The organism is Rhizobium sp. SRI_017 (assembly GCF_057586295.1).
The window spans coordinates 1-807 of the sequence record NZ_JBYCZP010000078.1; the positions used below are offsets into that span (position 1 = coordinate 1).

At 53.7% G+C, this 807-nt stretch carries 1 pseudogene; it reads right to left on the reverse strand.

The window, feature by feature from the left end:
- Positions 1-52 precede the first annotated feature (52 nt).
- Positions 53-773 (reverse strand): annotated as a pseudogene (locus AC2YI2_RS35085) (IS6 family transposase).
- Positions 774-807: the final 34 nt, after the last annotated feature.

An 807-nucleotide genomic window follows, 5' to 3' on the forward strand; every position in this document is an offset into this window, starting at 1 on the left:
GGGTGCTGTCACGTTGTTTGAAAAAGGTCAGCATTGAGTAGCGGGATCCATATTAGGCCCGCATTCCGGTTACGGCTTTCCATTCCGCCATGGCCTTGAGGCGGTGGATATGGATGGCCAGCGCTGAGTTTTTGGAGCTTGGTGGGACGAAGAGATTTCGCAGCGCTGAGAAAATGTTGAGGAAACGCTGCAGACCTCCAGGCGATCGGAAGCCCTGTATCATTCGCTCTCGTTTTCGCAAAGGTAGATGCGAGTTCTCCGCTCGATTGTTTAATCCCTTGTGGGATCGGTGCTCGACGGCTGGCATGACGTCACGCTTAGCCGCACCATATGAGCGCAGTTTGTCGGTGATGATGCGCTTGGGTGCGAGACCTTGTTTCTTCAGAAGCCGGATCAGCAATCGCTTGGCGGCCTTGGTATCGCGGCGAGATTGTACGATTTCGTCGAGAACGTATCCGTCTTGGTCCACTGCGCGCCAAAGCCAATGCTTCCTGTCGCCGATGGAAATCACGACCTCATCCAGATACCAGACATCAAGATCCGAAGGCTTCTTCCGGCGCAATTGCCTAACATAGGCAGGACCGAATTTCCGGCACCATCGGCGGATGGTTTCATAAGAAACAACGATGCCGCGCTCCAACAGCATTTCCTCGACCAATCGCAGGCTCAGCGGAAACCGAAAATAGAGCCAAATTGCCCGAGCGATAATCTGTGGCGGAAAGCGATGGTTCTTATAATTGACGGTCGGCAAGCTCATCTGCCCGATCTACCACTCAACCGTTAAGCCGAAAACAACGTGACAGCACC